Raw genomic sequence first — 4,380 nt, 5'->3', positions numbered from 1 at the left:
CGCCTTACCTAATGCGGTATCTTCAAAAACCACACATTGTTCTGCCGCTAACCCTAAGTTTTCTGCTGCGAGTAAAAACGTGTCAGGATGCGGTTTGTGGTTAACGACATCGGTTGCCGATACGACACAATCCAGCTTAGGCAAAAGCCCGGCTTTATCTAACAACCTAAGGGCACTTTTGCGTTGACTTCCCGTACCCACAGCGAGCTTCTTTTTACCATGATATCGGAGCAATACCTCCACAGTACAAGAGATCACATCACCTTGTTCTGGAATATTAGCGAACGCGTCCATTTTGTACGCCGCGATTTTCAAAGCGTCGAGATTAAGCCCATGTTTTCGATTGATCTCAGCCACAATTTTATAGCTAGGCATGCCACCTAGGTTGTTCAACCACTCTCGGGTGAACGGGAAATCAAAGTGGATAGATGTTTTTTCCCAAGCATCAAGGTGTGCTGGCATCGTATCAATCAGCGTTCCATCCATATCAAAAATAAGACCTTGATACTTCTCTAAATCAATGTACATTCTCGTTAGCCCGTTTTTCGGTGTTATTCAGCCAAATCGTTAAGAAATCAGTATGCTCAAAATATCAAACAGTGTCACTCTCCAGGCTTGGGAAATTCAATTAACAGCAATTAGAGCTCAAGGTGCGGGTGGACAAAACGTCAACAAGGTTTCTTCTGCGATTCATTTGCACTTTGACATCAACCGCTCAACGCTACCTGATTTCTATAAAGAAAGACTGTTGGCACTCTCTGATAGCAGAATCACGAAAGACGGTGTAATTGTAATTAAAGCTCAATCCTACCGAACTCAAGAACAAAACAGAGAAGACGCGCTCAATCGGCTTGCACAACTCATACAAGCGGCGACCGTTGTCCAAAAAACAAGGCGTCAAACCAAACCAACAAGAGGCTCCAAAGAACGCAGACTGAAACGGAAAAACATTCAGTCACAAACCAAATCGTTGAGACAAAAGCCTAATCATTAGTAGTACTTATTCCATTTTTATACACTAAGCTGCTGATTAACTAATATTTAATTGGATCCATGTCATATTAAAAATTGAACAATGAATAAATCCTGACTACATTCATTATTATATCGGCGTGAATAATTTACCCATAGGCATTGACATGAATATCAAGCAAAAGTTGTACTCACTCGGCGTTGTTGCCGTCGTAGGTGTTCTTGCTTTGGTTGGAACCACCACCCATTTTGGCAATACGACATTTGAGCTGAATCAAGCGAGCTTGCTCGTCTCACAACTTGAAACTCGTCTTTTACATCTAAGACGAAACGAGAAGGACTTCTTGCTCCGCAAAGACGCCAAGTACCTCGATAAATTTAATGACAACATGTCGATCTTTTTGGACAAAGAATCCAAACTTTCAACACTACTGGTCTCGAATTCTTTTGCTTCAACAGAAAAACTTCGTGCCGACATTCTTGCCTATCAAAAGGGCTTTCAAAACTTAGTTCAAGCCTACAGCAAATTAGGCTTGAAAGAATCTGAGCAGTTGAGAGGTCGCTACAATACCAGTCTCGACACACTCAAAAGCCAAGTCAATAGCGATACCTTAGTGCGTCTTTTGGAATTCGATAAAAAACTGCTGATTGGCGAATGGGACGATGCATTGATCTCATCCGTAAGCGATTCCGCTTTTTTAGCTGATGCCAAGGCTCTACTAGCTCAGGAAATAGTGATTGGCGTGGCATATAACGTCGGTTTACTTGGTGAGACTCGCGCTCTATCTCATACAGTAGAAGAACAATTTAAAGCGTTTTCTTCCACGCTCGCCACCGAAGTAACCGAGCTTCAAAATCGGTTAACTCTGGTACAACAAGGCGTAACAGTGGGTGTGGTTCTGTTTATTGTGATTTTTATCTACCAGATTTCGCGATCTATTAATCTTCAGGTCTCTAAACTGTTGAGTGTCATTCAGGAAATTGCACGTTCAAACAATGTATCGATGCGTGCTGATTTGAAAGGTAATAATGAGCTTGTCTCTATCAGTACTTATTTCAATCGCCTTCTTGATAAGCTCGAAGTGTTGATTTCGGGCACACAAGGCAAAGCAGGCCAGCTATCGCAAACCACCAGTACAATGCATAATGAATTGGAAAATGTCATCACTCAATTCCACACGCAAGCTGATCACACAACCACGATGGCGACAGCAGTTCAAGAAATGGTTGCTACTATCAATGAAATATCAGAGAGCACGGCGGTTGCCGTTGAAGGGGTTCAGCAAGCGTCACTGAATGCGAAACATGGCCGAGAAGTAGTCAGTTCAACGGTGGATAATATCGGTTCACTTTCTAACATTTTGGGTGAAAGCCAGACTTCGATCTCTTCACTGAACGAACATGTAGAGAAAATTGGTGGTGCTGTCCATATCATTCAAGGTATTGCTGAGCAAACGAATCTATTGGCGTTGAATGCGGCGATAGAAGCCGCACGTGCTGGTGAGCAAGGTCGAGGCTTTGCTGTGGTTGCCGATGAGGTTCGCGCGCTGGCTAGCCGTACTCATCAATCCACTGAAGAGATAACCAAAGTCGTTGATGCCATTCAGAAGCAAATGTCCACGGTTGTCGTTAATATTGACCAATGTAACGATCAGGGGCAAGAAACCTTAACCGCATCGCAAACGCTGGATGAGAGCCTAGCTCAAATCATTACAGACATGGATAACATTCAATCAAACTCTGAACGTATTGCCTCTGCTATCGAAGAGCAAGGTATCGTAATGAACCAGGTCAGTGAATCCATCACCGAGCTTAATGCGATTTCAGACAGTAATATGCAGTCAGCGCAGCAATGCCTCACTGAGGTTGATACAGTTTCAGAACAGGCTCGAGATATGGACTTAGCCGTGGCTGAATTTAGGACAGAGTCAAAAGCCTAGTATCTAGGACCACCCGTTTTGATTACCTATAGGAGTCTCATTGAGGCTCCTTTTTTATAAACTCAGATAATGTGTCCGCTTTGGTTCATACTTAATGAATCACCTAAATCAATCATCGTGACGCATCGCTATGTAACTAATAGGCAAGAAATCATTTGTTAAGAGACCAATACTTAAGAAATCAATAGCTAAGAAGCCAATAGCTAAAAAACCAAAATAGGGGTGGAACCGAATTTGAAATGGATTGTGTGGCTGCTCGTCGTTTTTCCGGTGTTTCTTCTCGCCGCCATTTGGACGAGTCTCATCCCAATAAAGATGAATTGGTGGTTAGAAAACCTGCTGGCCTATCCTTTTCTATTCCTTGTCTATTACCTTCTATTGACCGTTTATGCCATCGTTTGCCGGCAAAAAATACTCGTCCTTGTCGCCATCATTCTATGTGCAGGGTTTTACTCACTAACACCAAAACACGTTAACCAAGGTGAAGTGTGCAGAACGGATAATCCAATCGAACTGTTGCAGTTTAACTTGTATTACAGCAACCCAGACGTTAACGCATTCATGAATTACCTTATTCAACACCCCGCCGATCTGGTTGTGTTGCAAGAGGTCTCTCCAGAGCAAGGAGAGCGATTTTACACCCTAGATGATATCTATCCTTATCGTTACGGCGGCCAACCAGCCGTTGGCTACCCATCAAGCCAGTTGATATTGAGTCAACATCCTTTAAAAGCGGTAACCGTCTTTCATACACCCGACGCGCAAAATATCCTTCATGGGGAATGGCAACTCACTCCGACTCAATCGATTCAAATCGTTACGGCCCACCCAACATCACCACGATCAAAAGAGCTGTGGTACCGTCGCAACGCCTTGATTCGAACCATTGAAACGGTTGTAGAGCAATACCCTTCGCCAGACACTTTGGTTATCGGCGACTTCAATTTGTCTTCGAAAGCACCATTATTCAACGAAATATTGCCTGGGTTTACGACTTTGCCTGTCGCTTCATGGCCTAATTTGATGGCTTCATGGCCCAATTGGACGGATTCGATTAGCGCAAATCAATGGTTTTCAACCCCTGCTTTTTCTATGATTGCTATCGACCATACTTGGCTCAAGTCTGATCAGTGGGCGCTGTGCTCGAGACAATCTATTGCTGAAATAAAGGGTTCTGACCATTTGCCAATACGCACAAAACTCGGCGTAAAATACTAGGGCGTAAAAAAAGTGAATCTCATTGACTGAGGTTCACTTTTATCATTACTTTTTATCTGTAACGGGCAGGTAAATAAGACCTAGAGACAGGCAGCTTCGCTTTTTTCTTTACAGTAATGCACAGCAACCGCTAACAGCTCAAGCGCCGTTTTGTTGGTTTCAGGTAAACTGGCATCGCTACTCGCCAGTGGGGTCACTCTTTGTCCCCATTTAATATGAGCGGCGCCCCAAGTTAAGCCCGCACCAAACG

4 protein-coding genes and 1 pseudogene are annotated in these 4,380 nt (G+C 43.5%); 3 read left to right on the top strand and 2 right to left on the bottom strand.

The window, feature by feature from the left end; genetic code table 11:
* Positions 1 to 528, bottom strand: a 528-nt coding sequence (locus tag ACP45E_RS04400; protein ID WP_069584739.1) for a beta-phosphoglucomutase family hydrolase, incomplete at its 3' end; no start/stop codon positions are given.
* Between the two features lie 52 nt (positions 529 to 580).
* Between ACP45E_RS04400 and arfB the strand changes: the two genes are divergently transcribed.
* From arfB to ACP45E_RS04385, 3 genes are all read left to right on the top strand, one after another.
* Entirely contained in the window at positions 581 to 994 is a 414-nt protein-coding gene (gene arfB, locus ACP45E_RS04395) for an alternative ribosome rescue aminoacyl-tRNA hydrolase ArfB (RefSeq protein ID WP_017035185.1), read from the top strand.
* 145 nt (positions 995 to 1,139) lie between these two features.
* Positions 1,140 to 2,912, top strand: a complete 1,773-nt coding sequence (locus ACP45E_RS04390; protein ID WP_017038291.1) for a methyl-accepting chemotaxis protein — start codon at positions 1,140 to 1,142, stop codon at positions 2,910 to 2,912.
* 222 nt (positions 2,913 to 3,134) lie between these two features.
* Positions 3,135 to 4,130, top strand: a complete 996-nt coding sequence (locus ACP45E_RS04385; protein ID WP_017038290.1) for an endonuclease/exonuclease/phosphatase family protein — start codon at positions 3,135 to 3,137, stop codon at positions 4,128 to 4,130.
* 80 nt (positions 4,131 to 4,210) lie between these two features.
* On the opposite strand, the pseudogene ACP45E_RS04380 reads toward ACP45E_RS04385, so the two are convergent.
* A pseudogene (locus ACP45E_RS04380) lies at positions 4,211 to 4,380 on the bottom strand (3-oxoacyl-ACP synthase); the annotation flags it as partial.

It is taken from the genome of Vibrio genomosp. F10 str. 9ZD137, assembly GCF_049974785.1.
Taxonomy (GTDB): Bacteria; Pseudomonadota; Gammaproteobacteria; order Enterobacterales; family Vibrionaceae; genus Vibrio.
Note: the sequence above shows the minus strand (reverse complement) of the source record. Positions and strands in the feature narration are given on the sequence as shown.